Raw genomic sequence first — 20,083 nt, 5'->3', positions numbered from 1 at the left:
GGTAATCCAGCCAACCCCCCAGCCGCGGGTGGTGCTATCCCTACCCCATCCGGCCCACCGCGGCCCGCAGCCGGGCCAGGTCGCGCCGGCGGCGCTCGTACGTCGCGGCGAGGGCGATCAGCGCCAGACCGCCCAGGCCCAGGTAGATCCACCGGGGCAGCAGGTCCCAGCCCCGCGCCAGCTCGTGCAGCGCCAGCGGGACCAGGGTCACCGCGCCGAGCACGACGGGCGCCTGCCAGCGCCGGGCCGCCCCGCCGAGCACCACGCCGAGCGCGACGACGCCGAGCGCCAGCCGGCGCCACGGCTGCGGGTCCGGCGCGGCCAGCACCGACACCAGGCTGGGCAGCAGCGCCGCCGCCAGCCCCGGGCCGAGCGCCAGCCAGCTGTTCAGGCCCGGCCGGGTGCGCAGCGCCACCAGGCCCGCGCCGAGGGCCAGCGCCGCCGCCGGCACGGTGTACGCCTCCAGCACCGCCACCCCGCCGGCGGCGAGCAGCAGCCAGCCGCCGAGCAACTCGCTGCCGCCCGCGACACCGGCGAGGACCCAGCGCCGGCCGGCCGGCTCGTCCCGCCGGAGCACGCGTACCGCCACGACCGCGCCCCACAGCGCGCAGACCGCCGCCGCGTGCCGCAGCGCACCGTTGGTGAGCAGCAGCGCCAGCAGGGCCACCGCGTGCGCCGCCGCCGCTACCGCAAGCGCGGCCCCTGGGGTCGCCGTCGCGGGGCGGAGCAGCGGGCCGGCGTGCAGGGCCGCCGCCGCCACGGCCAGGACCGCGAAGGCGGCGGTACGCAGCGGCAGCCCGCCGGCCAGCGACGCGGTCACCGCGAACCCGGTGGCCGCCGCCAGGGCCGACAGCCGGCCGGCGAGCCGGATCCCGTCCTCCCGGCCGACCGCGCCCACGACCGCCGCCGCCACGACCAGCGCGCCCAGCCCGGCGAGCGTCCCGGCCCGGGTGGCGAGCAGCCCGCCCAGCCCGGGCACGGTGAGCGCCAGCCCGAGCGGCACGGTGATCGGCAGCAGCGCCCAGCGCGGCCCGGCGAGCGCGGCCACCAGCAGCGCGGCCAGCCCCGCCCCGAACGTCAGCGCGGGGACCACCGGCCAGGGCGCGCCGATCGCCGCCAGCAGTACCGGCAGGGCGACCGCGCCGAACGGGAGCGCGGCCAGCGTGGGCAGCCGCCGCCCGCCAGTCGAAATCCGGCTCGGCGCCTCCGAGGCGGCGCCGCGATCCGGAGCCGTCGCGAGGCGGGCGTACGCGGCGGCGGCCGTGCCGAGCAGCAGCAGCGCCAGGCCGGCGGGCACCGCGCCGGGCACCGGCCCGCCGGCGGGCACTCCGGACCAGGGCCGGACCGGCAACTCCAGGAGCACCCGCAGGACCACCGGGGCGGCCGCGAGCAGCGCCAGGCCGGCCAGTCCGGCGCCGACCACCCGCGGGGCGACCGCCGGCCGGGCCGCCCCACCGGCGGCCACCGCCAGCAGCACGCCCGCCGCGGCGTAGAGCGACACCCGCTCGGTGCCCGGTACGACCAGCGGCGCGACCCCGACCGAGGCGAGCGCGACGGCGAAGCCGGTCGAGGCGTACCCGTGCAGGTCGGGCCAGTGTCGGCGGACCGCGAGGACGGCCACCACCAGCAGCACGACGGCGCCGGACGCACCGCGCAGCCGCCACCAGGGCGCCGCGCCGAAGCCGAGCAGCGCGACCGCCACCGCCGCCGGTCCGGCGAGCAGCGCACCGCCCAGCGCCACCCCGGCGACGGTCGGCTGGGCCCCCTCGCCCCGGCGGCCCCGCGCCGCGACCGCCACGCCGACGATCGCCAGGACCGCGAAGACCGTTCCCGCGCCGGCCGGATCGGCGCAGCCGACCAGCAGGGCGTGGCCGAGGAGGACCGCCGCCGCCAGGGCGGGGACCAGCACCGTCGGGTACCGGCGGCGCGGCCGGTACACCGCGCCGAGCAGCAGCGCGGTGGCCGCCGCCAGATCGAGGGCCACCACCAGCGGCCAGGAGGTGGCCACGGCGGCCGGCCCGGCGAGCACGGCCAGCGCGCCGCCGACGGCCCCCACCACCGGCCGCGCGGACGGGGGCACCAGCAGCGCCACCGCCCCGGCGGTGAGCAGCACGGCCACCGGCAACTGCCAGCCCCACGACGGGGCCGGGACCGGCTCGGCACCCTGCCAGGCCGGGAACGCGGCGAGCACGCCGGCCCCGGCGACGAGCCCGGTGAGGATCGTGGCGACCTGCCCCGCCCCGGCCGCCACCACCAACGCGCCCACCCGCGGCCCGGTACGCAGCCGCTGCGGTACCGCCCGCACGGCCCCGGCCAGCCCGGCCGCCACCAGCCCGGCCGCCACCAGCAGCAGCCCCGGGTGCAGCGCGGCGACCGGCCGGATCAGTGCGGTGCCCAGCACCGGCACCAGCAGCCCGGCGGCGATCGCCCGGTACGTCCGGCCACCGGCCGCCAGCGCGCCGGTCAGCAGGGCGAGCGCCACCACCAGCAACGGACCACCGGCCAGCAGCGGAGTGCCGGCCACCCGCCCCAGCCCGAGAAGGACCAGCGCGCAGCCGGCCGCGACGGCCAGCGCGACCCCGTGCCCGATCCAGCCCAGCACCCAGCCGGCCGCCACCGCCGCCGAGCCACCGGCGGGCACCGGCACGGAACGCGGGCCCACCAGGGGACCGGCCGGCGCCGGGCCGGGCGGAACGGCTCCCGGGGCGACGACGCCGGTGGGCGCGGCGGCCGGCCCCCCGCCGGCCGCCGCTTCCCCGTGCGGGCCGAAGTGGACCGGCCCCCCGCCGGCCACCCCGCCCCGCCCCGGGTCACCGCCACTGGCCGACGTCACGCCGTCCACCCCTGACGGCAGCGCGACGTGGGCCCGCGGGACCCGGTTCCGCAGGGCGATCACCACCACGAGATCGCCCAACGCCACCCCGGTGAACACCAGCGCCCAGCCGGCGGCGGACGGCTCGGCGGCCACCGCGGCCAGCGGCAGCACGGGCTGCGCGGTCAGCAGCGCCGCGAACCACGGCACGGTGAGCCGACTGAGCCGCGCGTACCCGGCCGCGACCGCCGCGCCGATCCCCCCGACCAGCGCCGCGTAGCGGCTTCCGGGCCAGCCCGCCACCCCGAACAGGTCCACCGACCAGGCGGCGTACCCGTCGAGGAGCACCAGCAGCAGCCCCACCGCGGCGAACGTCTCGGCGGTGCCGCGCAACCCGCGCCACCGGGCCACCAGCGGGGCAGCGAGGGCGAGCGCGGTGCAGCCGAGGAGGATCACCGCCCGCCCGGCGACCCCGAACGCGGCCCAGGCGACCGCCGTGAACACCACCGCCGCGGTGCCGAGCAGCAGTCCACCGAGGACGAACAGCAGGCCCTGCACGGTCCGGGTGGAGGTCTCCGCCCCACCGGGTCGTACCGGGACGGCCGGCGGCGCGGGCACCGGTGGCACCGGCCCGACCGGGCGCGGTGGCGGGATCTCCCGACGGATCCGGGCGGCCAGCTCCGCCCGGTGCTGCCGGGCGGCGCCGAGCCGGGCCGCCAGCTCCTGGTACGCGACCCGGGCCCGCTCCACCTGCGGCGTCAGCGCGGCGATCTCCCGGTCCAGCCGCACCACCTCGGCGGCCGGCGGGTACGGCGGACGACCGCAGCCGGGGCAGCCGGAGACGAGATCGGCGGGGGCGCCGCAGCCGGGGCAGGGGTAGCCGGTGTTCTCCACCCGGCCAGCATCATGACCGGCGGGCCGGCCGGACAGAGTAGGCGTACTCAGGGACGGGTGTGTTGGTGCACCCAGGCCGTGTAGTCCGGGTTGCCGCTCTCCACCCGGGTCACCAGGATCTCCGGCACCTCGTACGGGTGGTTGGCGCGGAGCTGGTCGATCAGCGCGTCCACCCGGTCCGGGGCGGTCTTGAGCTGCACCGACCACTCGGCGGTGGTCTGGATCGCGGACTGCCACCAGTAGGTGCTGTCCACCTGTCCGCTCACCTGGGCGCACGCCGCCAGGCGTCCGGCGACGGCCGCGGCCGCCAGGACGTCCGCGACCGCCCGCGCGTCCACCACCGTCGTCACCACGCAGATCTGCTCCACGAGCGCACCATACGTGCCGCCCGCGTCATCGAGGGTCTGGTGCGCCCGCCACCCCGTCCCGGTTGGCCGCGATCCACCGGTCGATCCGCGACCACCAGTCGAAGAGCCAGTCGATACGTTCCTGCCGCCCCACCGGGATGTCCTCCGGCGGCACCGACCAGAACCGCATCACGATCCGCTTGTCCATCGGCAGTTCCCGCCACACGTCGGTCACCGTGAGCATCCGGTCCAGCCCGGTGTGCGCGACGAAGACGACCCCGGCGTCCGGGGCGGCGTCCAGGGCGGCGAGCAGCCCGCCCGGCTGCGGGGCGAGCACGTGCTGCATCCGTTCGGCGCGCGACGCCATCCGGTCCAGTCCGAGCGCCCGCAGCCGGGAGATGGCCCGCAGCCGCCGGCTCGGGGTGAAGTTGCCGCCCTCCGGGAAGATCACGAACGCGTCGTCGTCGTCCAGGTCGGCGGCGAGGTGGCCGATCTGCTCGAGCATCGTCTCCCGGCCGTCCGCCCCGGGCGCGATGAACCGGTTGGGCAGCCGGTTGAGCAGGACGTCGATCGCCGGGTCCCACTGGAGGGTCGCCTTGAGCACGATCCGGGGCTCCCGGTGGAACCAGTTCACCAGCGCGTGGATCAGGATGAACGAGTCGCCGGGCCCGGCGTGCCGGCAGAGCACCAGCTCGGGGCGGCCGGGCAGGGCGGTGTCCGGGTCGGCGCCGACCACGTCGATGCGCAGCCGCAGCGCCCAGCGGGCCTGCCAGAACAGCACCCGCAGGAAGTGGCCGGCGAGCAGGTAGTGCGCCCGCTGGAAGGCCGGCGAGCGCTTGCGCGCCCCGAAGCCGGCGGCCACCCAGAGCACGAACAGGGCGAGCAGCGCGGCCGCGTCCCAGACCAGGTAGACGGTGACGATCCAGAGCAGCCGCAGCGGTCGCAGCCGCCCCGGCACCAGCGGCGAGGCGGCCAGCGCCAGCAACGCCCAGGCCGGCAGCGTGGTCAGCACCGTGACCGCGAGCAGCACCACGCCGGGGGCCAGCAGCAACCGGCGTACCCACCGCGGGGGCAGCGGCATCAGCGCTCCAGTCGGGTGTCCAGGTAGCGACGGGAGGCGGTGTACGCGCGGCTGATCCGCCGCCCCACCGCCGCCATGTCCCGGTACGCCCACGGGGTGTCGTCGCGCGGCTCCAGCCCGCCGGTGGGCAGCACGTGCACCTCCACCCCTTCGGGCAGCGCCGCCATCTCCCGGGCGAACCGGTGCCGGCGGGCGATCTCGAAGGCCACCTGAGCGATCTCCCAGGGCCGTCGGGGCGGGCTGAGCGCCCGCTCGATCCGGCCCACCTGGAGCACGAAGATCTGCTTCGCGCCGAGGGCGACCGCCTCCCCGACCGGGATGGAGTTCACCACCCCGCCGTCGATGTAGTGCTGGCCGTCGATCTCCTTCGGCGGCAGCAGCCCGGGCACCGAGGCGGAGGCGAGCACCGCCGGCACCACCGGCCCGCTGTGGAACCAGTGCTCGGCGGCCCGCTCGATGTTCGCCGCGCAGCAGCGGAAGGGGACCTTGAGGTCGGCGAAGGTGGTGTCCTCGCCGAGTTCGCTCTCCAGCAGCCGGCGCAACGGCCGGGGTGAGTGCAGGTGCCGACGGGCGGCGAAGCGGCGCAGTTGCCGGGCGACCGAGTCCCCGTACACCTCGCTGGCCTCGGGCGAGGCCCAGAGCCGGACCAGCCGGTCGGTGACGGCCTCGCTCGGGTCGGCGGCGACCAGGGCGCCGTTGACCGCGCCGATCGAGGTGCCGAGCACCAGGTCGGGCCGGATCCGGGCACGGAACAGCGCGCGCAGCATGCCGACCTCGACCGCGCCGAGCACTCCGCCACCGCCGAGCACGAACGCCACCGGACCCCCTGCCATGGCGTTCATCCTGGCACGAGGCGGAAAGGCGGCCGGCCGGAGCCGCCCCGCGTGACCCGCGCGGTCACCCGGCGTCAGAAGGGCCGCGCGCCGCGCGACCCGGGACCGGACAGCCGTTGACACGCCGGACACATTCCCGCAACCTGATAGCGCTCCCAAGCCCAGGCAGGTGCGAGGTGAAGGCGTCACTGCACGCCGGCACGATGCTGGCCCGCAGGTATCGGCTCATCGACCAGATCGGGGCCGGTGGCATGTCGGTGATCTGGCGGGCCCGGGACGAGGTGCTCGACCGGATCGTCGCGGTGAAGGTGCTCGCCCCGGCGCTCGCCGCCGACGCCCGGTTCCGGGGCCTGGTCCGCGAGGAGGCCCGGTCCGCCGCCCAGCTCGTGCACCCGCACGTCACCGCCGTGCACGACTACGGCGAGACGGTGGCACCCGACGGTGCCATCACCTCGTTCGTGGTGATGGAGCTGCTCGGCGGCGAGGGGCTGGAGCACCGGCTCACCGCAGGCCCGCTGCCCTGGACCGCGGCGGTGGAGGTCGGCGCCCAGGTGGCCGAGGCGCTGGCGGCGGCGCACCGGCTCGGCATCGTCCACCGGGACATCACCCCGGCGAACGTGATGCTGACCCAGGTCGGCGCGAAGGTGCTCGACTTCGGCATCGCCACCCGGATCGGCGCGCCGGACGAGGACGAGGACGGCGGCACCTTCGGCACCCCCGCGTACGTGGCACCGGAGCGGCTGGACGGCGCCCCGGCCCAACCGGCCACCGACGTCTACTCGCTGGGCGTGCTGCTCTTCGAGACGCTGAGCGGCCAGGTGCCGTACCCGGCGGACACCTGGGAGCAGCTCGGCGCGGCGCTGGCCGAGGACGGCCCGCCGGCGCTGGACGTACCCGGTCTGCCGTCCCCGGTCGCGGAGATCTGCCTGCGGTGCCTGGCCCACGACCCGCGCCGGCGGCCCACCGCGCACCAGGTGGCGGCCGCGCTGCGGGACCAGCTCCGGCCCCCCGGCCCGCAGGCCGCCGCCGTGCTGGCCCCGACCATGGCGCTCCCCACCCCGGCGCAGCCGCGGCCCGACCCGGGCCCCGCCGGGGACGCGAACGCCAGCGACCCGGCCGCGCCCCGCCGGGCGGTCGACCGTCGCCGGTCGAGAAGGCTCCTGGCGGCTGGCGGGGTGGTCCTCGGCGGTGCCGCGCTGCTGGCGCCCGCCCTGGTCCCGGACCGGGAACCCATGCCCCGGGTACTGCCGAGCGCCGGGCCGGTGGTGCCCGCGGCGCCGTCGACCCGCGGCACGGCGGAAACTCCAGCACCCCCGAGCCCGACAAGGCCAGCCCCCGCGACCAGCACCGTGCCCGTGCTGCCACCGGTCGGCGGCCTGGTCGACGTCGCGGGCCGGGTGGACGGGCTGATCGAGGCCGGGCTGGTGGCCGGGCAGATCCGCGACGACGTCGGCGTCGACCTGCGGAACCTGCTGCGCAACGCCACCGCCGCCAGCGGCGAGGGCGCGTTGACCGCCGCGGTGGACCGGCTCCGCGCGAAGATCGGCGAGCGTCAGCGCGAGGGCAGCATCAGCCCGGGGTACGCCCGCCAGCTCGACGCCGCCGCGGCGGAGCTGGTCGCGGCCCGCACCTGACGGCGAGCCCGCCGGCCGGGGCGGGTGCGGGGCCGCTCGCCGCCGACCGACCGGTCATCCCGCGGCGACCCGAGCGGCCTCCGGCTGGCCGGTCCGCCCGGCGGCGGCGATGAACCGGCGGTACACCGACTCGTAGCCGAGCGCCATCCGCTCCGCCGAGAAGTTCTCCGCGACGTGCGCCACACAGTCGGTCGGGTCCAGCCGGATCGAGTCGCGCAGCGCCGCCGGCAGCTCGTCGGGGTGTTCGCAGAGCAGCCCGGTCAGCCCGGGCCGGACCAGTTCCGGCACCGCGCCCCGGCGCAGCGCCACCACCGGCGTACCGGTCGCCATCGCCTCCAGCATGGCCATGCCGAACGGCTCCTCCCACTGGATCGGCATGATCAGGCAGCGGGCGTCCAGCAGCAGTTGCAGGGTGGCCTCCCGGTCGGCGTTCAGCACCAGACTGATGTCGTCGTCCAGCAGCGGCTCCACCACCTGCTCGAAGTAGCGGCGTTCGGCCGGCTCGTTGCACTTGCCGGCCAGGGTGAGCGGCAGCCCGGCCGTCCGGCAGGCGCGAATCGCCACGTCGGGCCCCTTGTCCGGGCTGAACCGGGCCAGCCACAGCACCGGCCCCTCGCCCGGGGTCCGCTTGCGCGGGAAGTCCCGCAGCGGCATCGCGTTGTGCACCGTGCCCACCCAGGGCAGTCCCGGGTTCGCCCGGCGCTGCGCGTGCGAGATCGCCACCAGGCCCACCCCCTCGTCGACGATGCCGAGCATGGTGCCGAACTCCCCCACCGGGTTGCCGTGCACGGTGGCCACAGTGGGCACCGACCGCCGGCCGGCGACCAGCGGGCCGATCGTGGTGTGGTCGTGGACGACGTCGAAGTCCGCCGGGTCCACCAGGCGGTTGACCTGAGCGAGGTGGGCCAGTTCGGGCAGCGACTCGCCCAGCCGGTCGTACTGGAGGTCCTCGCAGGTGGAGACGAACTCGGCGGCGGTGCCGTGGTCCCGGCCGGCGCCGAAGACGGTGACCCGGTGCCCCTGGTCGACCAGGCCGTTCACCAGCCCGGTCACCACCTGCTCCACGCCGCCGTAGCCGGGTGGCGGCAGCGACAGCCACGGCGGCACCACCATCGCGATCCGCAACGGCCGCCCCCGGGCCAGGTCCGGCTGATGATTCACGGCCACGAGTCCTCCCGATGGTCCCTGGCATCCGTGATCGGCGTCGCTTTCCCACCCCGATCGGCGGCAAACGGGCTCAGGCGGCCACCACGATCCGGTCGTGCACCTCGCGTACGCCGGGCATGGTCCACGCCGCGCGTTCCGCCTCCTCCCGCTGCCACCAGGAGCGGACCACCCCGTCGAGCACCACGGTGTCCCCGGTGACCCCGACCCTGATCCGTTCCGTGCCGGTCCGTCGGAGCAGCACCCGTTGCAGGTCCCGCCGGTTCTGCTCGTCGCTGGACGGGGCCGGCGGACGGACCTCGATCAGGTTGGTGACCCCGCGTACGCCACGCAGCCGGCGCAGTTCCCGCTCGGCGGTGCGCCGCTGGAAGCCGTACTCCACCTCGCCACGGAGCATGACCCAGCCGTTGGCGACGGTCACGTCCAGCCGGTCGGCGGGGACGAAGCTGTCCCACTCCAGCGCCCGGCTGGCCGCGATGGCGATGTCGGCGTCGGTACGCTCCTCCGCGGCGGGCAGCCGTACCTCGAGGTCGCTGGCGACCGCCCGGACCCCGCGTACCCGGTGCGCGCAGCGCTCCGCCGCCCAGCGCCGGGCGTAGCTGTCCACCTGACCGGTGAGCGTCACCACCCCGTCAGCGACGGTCACGCCGATCTCGGTCGGCTGGGTCTGCGCGTCCCAGTCCAGCTCCGCGAGCACGTCCCGCTGGATCTCCTGGTCGGTACGGACGGCGGTGGTGGTCGTCATGACGTCCCCTCCCGTGCGGTTCCCGGTGCGTCGAGGGTGCCGCCGGACGGGGTGAGCCCGGCTCACCCGGGGCGGGTGAGCGCAGGAAAATGGGCGGCGGGTGACGGAGCCAACCCCCTTGACTCCGGCACCCGCCGCCCGCAGAGGAGGCAGGTCTGTTGGTTAGGACGACTCGGCGAGCGTCACGGTTGCGTTCTGCGTCGAACCGTTGCGCTTGAACTCCACCTGGACGCGGTCGCCGACCTTGCCCGCCTGGACGGCGCCGACCAGGTCGTTCGAGTCGTTGATCACCTTGTCGCCGAACTTGGTGATCACGTCACCCCGCTGGATCCCGGCCTTCTCGGCCGCGCTGCCCGGGGTGACCGAGGCGACCATCGCGCCACCGGCCTCGGCGGCGTTCACGCTGACGCCGAGCGACGGGTGGCTGACCTTCTCGCCGCGCTGGAGCTTCTCGGCGACATCCTTGGCCTTGTTGCTCGGGATGGCGAAGCCGACACCGATGTTGCCGTTGCTGCCCTGCCCGGCGGTGGCGATGGCGGTGTTGATGCCGATCACCTCGCCCCGGGTGTTGACCAGCGCGCCGCCGGAGTTGCCCGGGTTGATCGGGGCGTCGGTCTGCAGCAGGCCGGAGATCGAGCTGGCGCCCTGCCGCGGGTCCATCTGCTGGCCGCCCTCGCCGGCCTGGATGGTGCGGTCGCGGGCGCTCAGGATGCCGGCGGTCACCGAACCCTGGAGGCCGAGGGGGCTGCCCAGGGCGAGCACCTGGTCACCGACCTGCATGGCGTCGCTGTCGCCGAACTTGGCCGCCTTCAGGTCGCTGACTCCGCTGGCCTTGACCACCGCGAGGTCGGTCTTCGGGTCGGTGCCGACGATCTTCGCCTGTGCGTTCTTGCCGTCGGCGAAGACCACCTTCACCGTGTCGCCACTGGCGGAGGCGACCACGTGGTTGTTGGTCAGCACGTACCCGTCGGCGCTGAGGATCACCCCGGAGCCCTCACCGCTGCCCGTCATGATCGTGACGATACTGTCCTGGACGGAGGCCGCGATCTTCGGCAGGTCGGCGCTGTTGATCACGGGCGCGGCCGAGTAGGTACGGGTGATCGTGTTCCCGTCATTCAGGGCGAGCGCGAGCGCCCCGCCGGCCACCCCGGAGCCGAGCATCAGCGCCAGGCCCAGGGCGGCGGCACCGATGAACTTCCCGGCCCGGCTCGGTCGCGGCGCCGGCTGGGGCGCGCCCCACGGCAGGCCCGGCTGGCCGGCCTGGTGCGGCTGCGCACCCGGGTACGGCTGGTGCTGCTGATATGGGGGAACCGGCCCGGTCATGTGCGGCGGGTAGGCCGGGCCGCCCTGGTGCGCCCCGGCGGACCAGCCGACCTGCTGCTGCCCCCCGGCCCACGGGCTGGGCTGCTGCGGCTGCCCGGAGGTGGGGTACGACGGCGCGTACGGGCTGGCGGGGGCGGCCGGCGCCTCGAAGCGACCGGCGTCGGCGGCCGACGCGTCAAAACGACCAGCGTCGGCAGCCGGTGCGCCGAGACGACCGGCGTCGACGGTCGGCCCGTCAGAGCGACCGGCGTCGGCGGCCGGCGCGTCGGAGCGACCGGCGTCGGCGGCGGCCAGGGTTCCGGCGGCCGGGGAGTCGGCCGGAACCGGCGCGGCGGCCGGGGTGACGGTGGAGTCCGGGTGCCCGCTCTCGGCACGGGGCAGCTCGGCGGTGGGGTGCGACGGCTCGGCGTCGGCGGGAGCCGGCGACCGCTGCGGATCGGTCTCGTGGTCGGTCATGGATCCACCTTCCCCCCTGGCACTGCGACCAGCCTGGAACGTGCCTGAATGTTCTCTGAAAGTCACTCGCCGGACTCGGGTGACTGCGGCAGCAGCGGCAGCTTCACCCGGAAGGTGGCCCCGCCGCCCGGCGTCTCGGCCACCTCGACCGTGCCGTGGTGCGCCGCCACCAGCGCGGCGACGATGGCCAGCCCGAGCCCGGTGCTGATCGGCCCGCCGGCCCGGCGGGTCCGCGCCGCGTCCACCCGGTAGAACCGCTCGAACACCCGCTCGGCCTGCTCCGGGGTGAGCCCCGGACCGGTGTCCGCCACCTCCGCCACGGCCAGGTTGCCCGGCTCGACGCGCAGCCGCAGCGTCACCGAGGCGTCCGTCGGGGTGTGGGTGAGCGCGTTGGTCATCAGGTTGCCGATCACCTGCCGCAGCCGGGCGTCGTCGCCCAGCACCACGAGCGGGCCGGCACCGGGCTCGATCTCCAGCTCGATCCGGCGCTCCGGGTCCACCGCCCGGGCCGCCTGCACCGCGTCGGAGGCCAGCACCGGCAGCTCGACCGGGGCGAGGGCGATCGGCCGCTCCCGGTCCATCCGGGCGAGCAGCAGCAGGTCCTCCACCAGCAGCCCCATCCGGGCCGCCTCGTCCTCGATCCGGCGCAGCAGGCCGGCCGTCTCCTCGGGCTGGCGGGCCGCGCCCTGCCGGTACAGCTCGGCGAAGCCCCGGATGGTGGTCAGCGGGGTACGCAGCTCGTGCGAGGCGTCCGCGATGAACTGCCGCATCCGCTCCTCGGAGCGGCGGGCCCGCGCCTCGGACGCCTGCGCCGCCGCGGCGGCGTCCCGGGCGCTCACCTCGGCACTGCGCGCCGCCGCCTCGGACGCGGCCCGGGCCGTGAAGGCGGCCTCGATCTGAGCGAGCATCGCGTTCAGCGCCCGGGACAGCCGGCCCAGCTCCGAGGTCGGCACGGCCCGGCCCTCCTCCGGGTCCGGCACCCGTCGGGTCAGGTCACCGCCGGCGATGGCCGCCGCGGTCCGCTCGATCTCCACGAGCGGCTTGAGACTGGTACGCACGATCCCCGCACCCACCGACGCCAGAATGATCAGCACCGATCCACCGACCAGCAGGTCGATCCAGATCAGCTGCTTGACGGCCCGGTCGACGGCCGTGAGGTGCTGCCCGAAGGCAATGACCTGACCGTCGCCGACATCCGTGTAGAGCATCCGCCAGCGCGTCCGGCCATCGATCGAGCGGACGGTGAACGGGTCACCTACCTTGGCCTGAAAGCCGGCGTAGTCCGTGGGGAAGGACGGCAGCTCCTCCGGGCTAAGCCCGTCATAGCGCACGGGTTCGGCCAGAACTTCCCCGGGAATGGCCCTGGAAGCCACATAATCCGAGGGGATGCCGACTTTCACCGGGTTCCCGCCGGCCCGTTCCAGCGCCTGGGCCACGCCGGCCGCGCCGCCGCTGAGCTGGTCGTCCACCTGCCCGATGAGGTAGTCGCGGAGGAAGTAGGCGGTGAGCGAGCTGATCACGAGAAGCGCGGCGGCGACCAGGGCCAGGACCGCGGCGACCAGCTTGACCCGCAACGGGACGGCCCGAAGCTGGCCCTTCGCGTCGTGGACGAGGTTCACGCCGCCGGCTTACGCAGCACGTAGCCGACCCCGCGCAGGGTGTGGATGAGCCGGGGCTCGGTGTTGTCGACCTTGCGCCGCAGGTAGGAGATGTAGGACTCGACGATGTTGTCGTCGCCCCGGAAGTCGTAGTTCCAGACGTGGTCGAGGATCTGCGCCTTGGAGAGCACCCGGTTGGCGTTGAGCATCAGGTAGCGCAGCAGCTTGAACTCGGTCGGCGAGAGCTGCACCCGCTGGCCGGCCCGGTGCACCTCGTGGGTCTCCTCGTCCAACTCCAGGTCGGCGAAGGTGAGCCGGGAGGGGGCGTGCTCGCCCGTGGCGGTACGCCGCAGCACGGCCCGGATCCGGGCGGTCAGCTCCTCCAGGCTGAACGGCTTGGTGACGTAGTCGTCGCCGCCCAGAGTCAGCCCCCGGATCTTGTCGTCGGTCGCGTCCCGGGCGGTCAGGAAGACCACCGGGGTACGCGTGCCGCCCTCGCGGAGCATCCGGATCACCTCGAAGCCGTCCAGGTCGGGCAGCATCACGTCGAGCACGACCAGGTCGGGCCGGTGGTCCTTGGCGGCGTTCAGCGCAGCGCTGCCGCTGGTCGCGGTGGCGACGTCGAAGCCCGCGAAGCGCAGGCTCGCGGAGAGCAGTTCGAGGATGTTGGGATCATCCTCGACGACCAGCAGTCGGGCCTCGGTCTGGGTAGCCACCATGCCCCCATCATCCGCGCTCTGCCTGCGGCGGTGCTGGGTGGATGCTGGAAACAACCTGTGAGCCGACCCGCCCCGGTGACGGCTCAGCGGAGCAGCCGGCGCAGCCCGTCCAGTGCACCGTCGAGCAGCCGGATCGCCGTCCGCAGCTGGGTGTCGGTGAGCCGCCCGGCGCGGACCAGCGCGCCGACCTCGACGGTGAACTCCGCCAGCCGCTGGTCGAACTCGGCGAGCAGCGGCGACTCGCCGGGCGCGCGCGGGCCACCGTCGGCGGCGGGCCGGGTGGGCGGCGGCTCCCAGTGCGTGCGCCGGGTCTGCCGGGTCGCCTCGCGCAGCTCCCGCTTGAGGTCGCGCACCGAGCCGCGCACCTCGGTGCGGATCTCGCCGGCCAGGGCGGAGAGGTCCTCGACGGAGGCGCTGATGTCCGATTCCAGGGCGGCCAGCTCGTCGGCGCGCTGCCGCAGCTCGGCGCGACCCGCCTCGGTGATCTCGTACACCTTCCGGCCGCCCGCGGCGGTGTGGGTGACCAGCCCTTCGACCTCCAGCCGTTGCAGGCGGGGGTAGATGGTGCCGGCGCTGGGCGCGTAGAGGCCGAGGAAGCGGTCCTCCAGCAGGCGGATCAGCTCGTAGCCGTGCTTCGGGCCGTCGTCGAGGAGCTTGAGCAGGTAGAGCCGGAGCCGCCCGTGACTGAACACGGCGGTCACGGCAGCTCCTCCAGGTCGTCGGCGTCCTCGACGGGCCGGGCGAGCAGGGCGATGCTGCCGGAGGTCGCGGACGCCCAGAGCTTACCGCCGCCCGTGCCCAGCACCCCGTGGCTGTCCTTCATCGCGCCGAGCCCGCCGCGGCCGCGCACCTGCGGGAAGCCACTGGTGATCCGGCCGGAGACGGTGTGCAGGTCGACGGTGAGGTCGCTGTCCTCGCGGACCCGGACGGTGATGCTGCCGGAGATCGCGCTGAGCCGGATCTCGCTGCCCCGGGGGTTGTCCAGGTCGCAGGTGATCGAGCCGGAGACGGTGTGCGCGTGCACCCGGCCGGGTGCGCTCTCGGCGAGGATCACCTCGCCGGAGACCGTCTCCAGGGAGAGGTCGCCGGCGACGCCGAGCGCCTCCACCGGGCCGGAGGTGACCTTGGCGGTGGTCCGGCCACGCAGCCCCATCAGGGTGATCTGGCCGGAGGTGACGTCGACCTGGGTGTCCCGGCGCAGGCCGGAGGCGACCAGCGAGCCGTCCACCAGCCGCAGGTCGGCCAGCACGTCGGCCGGTACGGCGACGGAGACCTCGGCCCGGAACCGGCGGCCGAGCTGGCCGAGCCACCAGAGGAACCCGGGCCAACGCGGGTGTCGCTCGTGCCCGACGAACAGCCGACCGTCGCGGTGCTCCACGATGACCGGCCGGCGGCTGACCCGGGTGACGTCGATCCGGGCCGGACCGTCGGTGGCGACCACGTTGAGCCGGCCGGTGACCAGCCGTACGTCGAGCCGGGTGACCGGCCCGTCCAGGGTGAGCCGCTGCGGGCTGTCGACCGTCCAGCTGGCCATGGTGTCCTCCCCTCGGTGACGTGCCGACCCGCGGCACGTCGAGCGACAGGAGGAGCATAACGCGATACATCGCGACTGAACAAGATAGTGTCGCGACTGTGTCAGGCAGCCCGGTCCAGCGCCACCTCCCGGGCGTCGAGCCCCGCGCCGGCCGCCACCACGGCCGCCCCGGCCCGGGCGGCGAGACCGGGTCCGGCCGGCACCGCGAGACCGCGGCCGGGCAGCGCCGCCGCTCCGACGGGCGCCGGCAGGAGGCCACCCAACGGGGCGGGCCGGCCGAGGGCCACCGGCCGGGCCGGCGTCAGGTGGACCACCGACTCGGCGGCGCGGGCCAGCAGCCGCCGGTCCGCGTCCTGGGCTGGGTGCAACGCGGCGGCCACCACCACCGACACGGTCAGGTCCCGGGCGGCGAGCACCCGGCACACCGAGGCCCAGAGCGTCTCCTCGCCGAGGAACGCGGCCAGGGTGGTCGGGTCGCCGGCGTACCGGTAGTCGATGCGGAGCGGGACGATCGGCGCGTCGGCGTCCACGGCGGCCTGGAACATGGCCGGCCGGAACCCGCCCCGCGGCCGGCAGTCGGCGGCCTCGCCGCACCAGGTCGTGCCCTCGGGGAAGACCGCCACCGGAGTCCCGGCGCGCAGCGCGGCGGCCACCCGGCCGACGGTGGCGGGCAGGTCGCGCGGTCGCGACCGGTCCACGAAGACCGCGCCGGCCGCGGCGGCCAGCGGGCCCACCACCGGCCAGTCCCGGACCTCCCGCTTGGCGAGCATCCGGGCCGGGGCCACCGCGAGCACCGCGAGGATGTCCAGCCAGGAGACGTGGTTGGCGACCAGCAGAGCCGGCCGGCGCGGCGCCCGGCCGCGGACCACCAGCCGCACGCCGAGGGCGCGCAGCGTCCCCCGGGCCCAGCCGCGCAGCGCGGCCTGGCGATCCCGGGCGGGCAGCACCGGCAGCAGCACGGCCAGCCCGACCCCGGCCAGGAGCATCCCGACCACGCCGAACAGCCGGGCCACCCGGCGCGGGCGCGACACGGTGGACCCGGTGGCGGCGGGCAGGCACCACGACCCGCAGCCCGAGGTCGGCCGCCACAGCTCCGCGGCGGTCACGAGATCCCCCCGCCCAGGAAGTGGCGCAGGTAGCGGGGGTTCATCCGGTCCAGCGAGAGCAGTACGTAGAAGTCGGCGCAGTCGAAGTCCGGGTCGTACGCCGGCTCGCCGCAGATCCAGGCGCCGAGCCGCAGGTATCCGCGGAGCAGCGGCGGGACCAGCGCGTGGCGCTCGGCCGGCGACAACTCCAGCTCGGCGCGCCTGTCGCCGCGCTGCGACCTGGAGCCCTCGGCCGTCAGGGTGGCCGGGTCGACGGCGGCCGGCGCCTCGGCGAACCACGGACGGCGGGGCGCGACCCGCAGCGGCGGCGGGGCGAGGTGGCGGGCGGTGGCCTGGGCCCAGACCTCGGCGACCGCCGTACCGCCGTCGGCCACCGGCACCGAGGCGCAGCCGCCGAGCCAGCGCGACCCGCGCAGGTGCAGGTAGCGGGCGATGCCGGCCCACATCAGGTTGATCACGGCGCCGGAGCGGTGGTCCGGGTGTACGCAGGAGCGGCCCGCCTCGACCAGGTCGTCCCGGAGCGGGGCGAGCGCGGTCAGGTCGAACTCGCCCTCGGCGTACCGGCGGTCCGTGCGGCCGGGCGGCAGCAGGCGGTACGTGCCGATCACCTCGTCGGTGCCCTCCCGCAGCACGACCAGGTGGTCGCAGTGGGCGTCGTACTCGTCGGTGTCGAGTCCGGCGGCCCCCGGCTGCAGGGTCGCGCCGAGTTCGGTGGCGAACACCTCGTGACGGAGGCGTTGGGCGGCCGCGACCAGCGCCGGGTCGTCGGCGATCAGCAGGGTGTATCCGCTGGTCGTGAGGGGTGCGCCAGCGGCGTGCAGAACAGCCATGGCTACCTGTGTAAGGGGCCCGGGTTGCCACCCCCGGGGACGAAGGGTGTCGATCCGGTGAACGCCAGCCCACCGCCTGCCACCAGCCGCACCGATCATGGCGTTGGCCGCACGTTTCGTCCGGTTCGTGACCGCCAACCTCATGATCGACGGGATGTGGCGGTGGGGCGGGTGGGGCGGCGTGGGAGGCTGGCCGGGGCGGGGTGGGCCAGGGGCCTGCGGGCGGGGGCTGGGGCAGGGTTGGAGGAATTGGATGATCATTGAGTCCCGCTTCCACGGGCCGGCCGGTTCGGGCAACGGCGGCTGGAGTGCCGGGGTCTTCGCGGCGGCGGTCGACGACCGGGGGCCGGTGGAGGTCACCCTGCGCAAGCCACCTCCGCTGGAGACCCCGCTGGCCGCGGTGGACGGCGAGGTACGCGCCCCGGACGGCCAGGTGATCGCGCAGGTACGCCGGGTCGAGGAGTTCACCGCCGTGGTCCCGCCGGTGGACCGGCCCACCGCGGCGGCCGCCGCGAAGGCGTACCCGGGGTTGGTGGAGCACCCCTTCCCCGGCTGCTACGTCTGCGGCCCGGAGAACCAGGACGGGCTCCGGATCTTCCCCGGCCGGTTGCCGGACGGCCGGACCGCGGCGCCGTTCCGGGCCCCGGCCGAGGTGGTGCCCGCGACGGTCTGGGCAGCGCTGGACTGCCCCGGCGGCTGGGCGGTGATCGCGCCGGGCCGCCCGTACGTCCTGGGGCGGATCGCGGCGGTGGTCGCGGCGCTGCCGCGTCCCGGCGACGAATGCGTGGTGACCGGGGCGATGGTCGGCGGGGAGGGCCGCAAGGCCGAAGTCCACTCCAGCCTCTACGGCCCGGACGGCGCCCTGCTCGGGTACGCCCGCGCCACCTGGATCGCCCTGCCACCGGCCTGACTCATCCCTGGGGATGATCGCCTCCTGCCCCCGAGGGAGGAGGCCGTACGCATCGCGCCTGATTGACCGGCTTGCACGGGGTTGCCAGGCTGTGCCACGGCGCCCCCGCAACGGCGTCCCCACCGGCGCGCCCGCGCGCCGTGCCAGGAGAGGAGAACGATGTCCGACGGGCAGTGGAGCCCCAGCACCGGGACCGGCCAGATCGTGGTGTCCGGACTGACGAAGCAGTACAAGAACGTCCGGGCGGTCGACAATCTGTCCTTCACCGTCGAGCCGGGGCGGGTGACCGGCTTCCTCGGCCCGAACGGCGCCGGCAAGACGACCACCCTGCGCATGCTGCTCAACCTGGTCACGCCGACCGCCGGCGAGGCCACCATCGGCGGCCAGCGGTACGCCAACCTGGCCGACCCGCTGCGCTCGGTGGGCGCGGTGCTGGAAGCGTCCAGCGCGCACAAGGGCCGCACCGGGATCAACCACCTGCGGGTGATCTGCGCCGCGGCCGGCCTGCCCCGGCACCGGGCCGACGAGGCGCTCGCGCTGGTCGGACTCACCCCGGCGGCGAAACGCAAGTTCAAGGGCTACTCGCTGGGCATGAAGCAGCGACTCGGGATCGCCGCCGCGATGCTCGGCAACCCACAGGTGCTGATCCTCGACGAGCCAGCCAACGGCCTCGACCCGGAGGGGATCCGCTGGATGCGCGGCTTCCTTAAGGGGCTGGCCGCCGAGGGCCGGACCGTGCTGGTCTCCAGCCACCTGCTCTCCGAGATGCAGCTGCTCGCCGACGACGTGGTGATCATCGCGGCCGGCCGGCTCATCCGACAGGGGCCGGTGGATCAGGTGATCGGCTCGATGACCCACGGCGCGCGGGTGCGGGTACGCACCCCGCAGGCCGAGGAGCTGACCGCGGCGCTGCGCGAGCAGTCGGCCACGGTGGACGCCGACGGCCAGGGCGGACTGCTGGTCACCGGGGTGGACGCGCCGACCGTGGGCCGGGTGGCCCTGGCCGCCAAGGTGGAGCTGCACGAGCTGACCACCGAGCGCCCCGACCTGGAGGGGGTCTTCCTCGAACTGACGGCCGGAAAGGCGGAGATCCGATGAACCTGGTCCGATCCGAGCTGCTCAAGATCCGTACGACCAGCACCTGGTGGTTGCTGGGGATCGGGGCGTTTCTCGCCACCGCGGTGGCCTTCGCGGTGAACGCCTGGCTCGCGCACACCACGCTGAGCGGCCGGGGCGAGGAGATCGGGGTCACCGGCGAACAGGCGACCGCAGCGGCGCAGGCGGCAAACGTCTACACCTCCGGCCAGTACCTCGGACTGCTCTTCGTGATGCTCATCGGCATCCTGATGGTCACCAACGAGTTCTTCCACCAGACGGCGACCACCACGTTCCTCACCACGCCACGCCGCACCTCGGTGATCCTCGCCAAGCTCGGCGCGGCGTCGCTGCTCGGCTTCGGCTTCTGGCTGGCCACCACGGTGCTCGACCTGCTCGCCGGGGCGACCTTCCTGTCCCTGGACGGCCACGGCACCCAGCTCGGCGAGTGGGAGGTGCAGCGCGCTCTGCTGCTCAACCTGCTGGCGTACGCGATCTGGACCAGCCTCGGGGTGGGCATCGGGACGCTGATCCCCAACCAGCTCGGCGCGGTGATCACCGCAGCGGTGCTCTACCTGGTCGGCACCCAGATCGTGCAGCTGCTCTTCTTCCTGGTCTCCAACTGGCTCGACAACGAGGCCGTGATCAAGTGGCAGGTCGTCTGGCCGGCCGTCGCCTCCCAGGTGATGATCAGCGGGCAACCCAGCCAGTTCACTCCCGCATGGTGGGTGGGTGCCCTGGTGCTGGTCGGCTACGCCCTGGTCAGCGGGGTCAGCGGCGTCCTGATCACCCGGCGGCGGGACATCGCCTGAGCCGGATCCGGGGAACGGCCCCGGTGGGTGACCAGGCGTCACCGACCGGGGCCGTTCGTCGCATATCAGGAGTCGGTGGGATACGCAGCGTTTGCCAAACTTCTGGCATCTTCTGTGAAACGGAACACCAGCCGGAGGCGAGAATGCCTACGCCATTCGTACGGCGTAGCCTGGGAGCCGTCTTCCGTGC

The 20,083-nt window shown here is 75.2% G+C and carries 17 protein-coding genes; 4 read left to right on the top strand and 13 right to left on the bottom strand.

Annotation, left to right across the window (positions count from 1 at the left end; genetic code table 11):
* Window positions 1–40: 40 nt before the first annotated feature.
* From ABZ783_RS19560 to ABZ783_RS19545, 4 genes are read right to left on the bottom strand one after another with little or no spacing between them, the layout of a single operon-like run.
* Complete coding sequence (locus tag ABZ783_RS19560) at window positions 41–3,706, bottom strand: hypothetical protein (RefSeq protein ID WP_357439999.1); 3,666 nt, start codon at window positions 3,704–3,706, stop codon at window positions 41–43.
* Window positions 3,707–3,753: 47 nt separating this feature from the next.
* A complete protein-coding gene (gene cutA, locus ABZ783_RS19555; protein ID WP_357439995.1) occupies window positions 3,754–4,074 on the bottom strand; it encodes a divalent-cation tolerance protein CutA in 321 nt (106 codons plus the stop codon).
* Window positions 4,075–4,099: 25 nt separating this feature from the next.
* Window positions 4,100–5,134: a 1-acyl-sn-glycerol-3-phosphate acyltransferase gene (locus ABZ783_RS19550; RefSeq protein WP_357439992.1), complete on the bottom strand. Its 1,035-nt coding sequence runs from the start codon at window positions 5,132–5,134 to the stop codon at window positions 4,100–4,102.
* Complete coding sequence (locus ABZ783_RS19545) at window positions 5,134–5,967, bottom strand: patatin-like phospholipase family protein (RefSeq protein WP_357439990.1); 834 nt, start codon at window positions 5,965–5,967, stop codon at window positions 5,134–5,136. The genes ABZ783_RS19550 and ABZ783_RS19545 overlap by 1 nt, the downstream gene beginning before the upstream one ends.
* Before the next feature lie 176 nt (window positions 5,968–6,143).
* Here ABZ783_RS19545 and ABZ783_RS19540 point away from each other — a divergent pair, with 176 nt between their 5' ends.
* Window positions 6,144–7,601, top strand: a complete 1,458-nt coding sequence (locus tag ABZ783_RS19540; protein WP_357439987.1) for a protein kinase — start codon at window positions 6,144–6,146, stop codon at window positions 7,599–7,601.
* Window positions 7,602–7,655: 54 nt separating this feature from the next.
* Here ABZ783_RS19540 and ABZ783_RS19535 read toward each other — a convergent pair whose 3' ends face one another.
* The 9 genes from ABZ783_RS19535 to ABZ783_RS19495 form a co-directional block, all read right to left on the bottom strand.
* Window positions 7,656–8,714, bottom strand: a complete 1,059-nt coding sequence (locus ABZ783_RS19535; RefSeq protein WP_357440190.1) for a glycosyltransferase family 4 protein — start codon at window positions 8,712–8,714, stop codon at window positions 7,656–7,658.
* Between the two features lie 124 nt (window positions 8,715–8,838).
* Window positions 8,839–9,510, bottom strand: coding sequence for a BON domain-containing protein (locus tag ABZ783_RS19530; RefSeq protein WP_357439984.1), 672 nt, complete (start codon window positions 9,508–9,510; stop codon window positions 8,839–8,841).
* Window positions 9,511–9,672: 162 nt separating this feature from the next.
* A complete protein-coding gene (locus ABZ783_RS19525; RefSeq protein WP_357439982.1) occupies window positions 9,673–11,289 on the bottom strand; it encodes a trypsin-like peptidase domain-containing protein in 1,617 nt (538 codons plus the stop codon).
* A 62-nt stretch (window positions 11,290–11,351) separates the two neighbouring features.
* Window positions 11,352–12,908, bottom strand: a complete 1,557-nt coding sequence (locus tag ABZ783_RS19520; RefSeq protein WP_357439979.1) for an ATP-binding protein — start codon at window positions 12,906–12,908, stop codon at window positions 11,352–11,354.
* A complete protein-coding gene (locus ABZ783_RS19515; protein WP_357439976.1) occupies window positions 12,905–13,606 on the bottom strand; it encodes a response regulator transcription factor in 702 nt (233 codons plus the stop codon). The genes ABZ783_RS19520 and ABZ783_RS19515 overlap by 4 nt, the downstream gene beginning before the upstream one ends.
* An 83-nt stretch (window positions 13,607–13,689) precedes the next feature.
* Window positions 13,690–14,307, bottom strand: coding sequence for a PadR family transcriptional regulator (locus ABZ783_RS19510; protein WP_357439974.1), 618 nt, complete (start codon window positions 14,305–14,307; stop codon window positions 13,690–13,692).
* Window positions 14,304–15,140 carry a DUF4097 family beta strand repeat-containing protein gene (locus ABZ783_RS19505; RefSeq protein ID WP_357439971.1) on the bottom strand — a complete coding sequence of 279 codons (837 nt, stop codon included), beginning with the start codon at window positions 15,138–15,140 and terminating at the stop codon, window positions 14,304–14,306. Before ABZ783_RS19505 ends, ABZ783_RS19510 begins: the two co-directional genes overlap by 4 nt.
* A 101-nt stretch (window positions 15,141–15,241) precedes the next feature.
* A complete protein-coding gene (locus ABZ783_RS19500) occupies window positions 15,242–16,246 on the bottom strand; it encodes a lysophospholipid acyltransferase family protein (protein WP_357439968.1) in 1,005 nt (334 codons plus the stop codon).
* Window positions 16,243–17,076: a GNAT family N-acyltransferase gene (locus ABZ783_RS19495; protein WP_357439965.1), complete on the bottom strand. Its 834-nt coding sequence runs from the start codon at window positions 17,074–17,076 to the stop codon at window positions 16,243–16,245. Before ABZ783_RS19495 ends, ABZ783_RS19500 begins: the two co-directional genes overlap by 4 nt.
* Window positions 17,077–17,329: 253 nt before the next feature.
* Here ABZ783_RS19495 and ABZ783_RS19490 point away from each other — a divergent pair, with 253 nt between their 5' ends.
* The 3 genes from ABZ783_RS19490 to ABZ783_RS19480 all read left to right on the top strand — a co-directional run bounded on the left by ABZ783_RS19490 (window position 17,330) and on the right by ABZ783_RS19480 (window position 19,893).
* On the top strand, window positions 17,330–17,986 hold the full coding sequence (locus tag ABZ783_RS19490) for a hypothetical protein (protein WP_357439962.1): 657 nt from the start codon (window positions 17,330–17,332) through the stop codon (window positions 17,984–17,986).
* Between the two features lie 159 nt (window positions 17,987–18,145).
* Complete coding sequence (locus ABZ783_RS19485) at window positions 18,146–19,084, top strand: ABC transporter ATP-binding protein (protein ID WP_357439961.1); 939 nt, start codon at window positions 18,146–18,148, stop codon at window positions 19,082–19,084.
* On the top strand, window positions 19,081–19,893 hold the full coding sequence (locus tag ABZ783_RS19480) for an ABC transporter permease (protein ID WP_357439958.1): 813 nt from the start codon (window positions 19,081–19,083) through the stop codon (window positions 19,891–19,893). Before ABZ783_RS19485 ends, ABZ783_RS19480 begins: the two co-directional genes overlap by 4 nt.
* Window positions 19,894–20,083: the final 190 nt, after the last annotated feature.

This window comes from Micromonospora sp. NPDC047738 (assembly GCF_040642675.1).
Taxonomy (GTDB): domain Bacteria; phylum Actinomycetota; class Actinomycetes; order Mycobacteriales; family Micromonosporaceae; genus Micromonospora.
This window is presented reverse-complemented; position numbering and strand designations above follow the sequence as displayed.

What these genes read in the sequence shown, in the direction of transcription:
- ABZ783_RS19550 (WP_357439992.1), bottom strand. Translation starts at nt 5,134, where the DNA reads ATGCCGCTGCCCCCGCGGTGGGTACGCCGGTTGCTGCTGGCCCCCGGC.
- ABZ783_RS19545 (WP_357439990.1), bottom strand. Translation starts at nt 5,967, where the DNA reads ATGGCAGGGGGTCCGGTGGCGTTCGTGCTCGGCGGTGGCGGAGTGCTC.
- ABZ783_RS19535 (WP_357440190.1), bottom strand. Translation starts at nt 8,714, where the DNA reads ATGGTGGTGCCGCCGTGGCTGTCGCTGCCGCCACCCGGCTACGGCGGC.
- ABZ783_RS19530 (WP_357439984.1), bottom strand. Translation starts at nt 9,510, where the DNA reads ATGACGACCACCACCGCCGTCCGTACCGACCAGGAGATCCAGCGGGAC.
- ABZ783_RS19525 (WP_357439982.1), bottom strand. Translation starts at nt 11,289, where the DNA reads ATGACCGACCACGAGACCGATCCGCAGCGGTCGCCGGCTCCCGCCGAC.
- ABZ783_RS19515 (WP_357439976.1), bottom strand. Translation starts at nt 13,606, where the DNA reads ATGGTGGCTACCCAGACCGAGGCCCGACTGCTGGTCGTCGAGGATGAT.
- ABZ783_RS19505 (WP_357439971.1), bottom strand. Translation starts at nt 15,140, where the DNA reads ATGGCCAGCTGGACGGTCGACAGCCCGCAGCGGCTCACCCTGGACGGG.
- ABZ783_RS19495 (WP_357439965.1), bottom strand. Translation starts at nt 17,076, where the DNA reads ATGGCTGTTCTGCACGCCGCTGGCGCACCCCTCACGACCAGCGGATAC.
- ABZ783_RS19490 (WP_357439962.1), top strand. Translation starts at nt 17,330, where the DNA reads ATGATCATTGAGTCCCGCTTCCACGGGCCGGCCGGTTCGGGCAACGGC.
- ABZ783_RS19485 (WP_357439961.1), top strand. Translation starts at nt 18,146, where the DNA reads ATGTCCGACGGGCAGTGGAGCCCCAGCACCGGGACCGGCCAGATCGTG.
- ABZ783_RS19480 (WP_357439958.1), top strand. Translation starts at nt 19,081, where the DNA reads ATGAACCTGGTCCGATCCGAGCTGCTCAAGATCCGTACGACCAGCACC.